The organism is Leptotrichia sp. OH3620_COT-345 (genome assembly GCF_003932895.1).
In the GTDB taxonomy this organism is placed as follows: Bacteria; Fusobacteriota; Fusobacteriia; order Fusobacteriales; family Leptotrichiaceae; genus Pseudoleptotrichia.
In genome coordinates this window covers 1-267 of record NZ_RQYW01000192.1, presented here as the reverse complement: position 1 = coordinate 267, position 267 = coordinate 1, and the positions used below count along the sequence as shown (strand labels likewise).

The following is a 267-nucleotide window of genomic DNA, read 5'->3' as shown; positions in this document are numbered from 1 at the left end:
CTTTCTTCCAACATTTCTCCCGATGTGCTCTGCTCTTTTTTCATCTTCTTTTCAGGAACCTTCTTCTCTTTTACAGGTCTTGTCATTTCTCTCTGTTGCTTATAATAATCTTCTCTTGCTTTTCTTAATACATCTTTTGCACTATCCGCCATGACCAATGCACTTATTACAAGTATTCCCGCTATTACCGTCTTTTTCATTTTTCCTCCTTAAATATAATAATTCAATTTTACACAACATATTAAATTTTAATATTTTAAAGTCATA

1 pseudogene is annotated in these 267 nt (G+C 31.5%); it reads right to left on the bottom strand.

Annotated features, from left to right (window positions below):
• A pseudogene (locus EII29_RS11765) lies at positions 1-200 on the bottom strand (hypothetical protein); the annotation flags it as partial.
• Between the last annotated feature and the right edge of the window lie 67 nt (positions 201-267).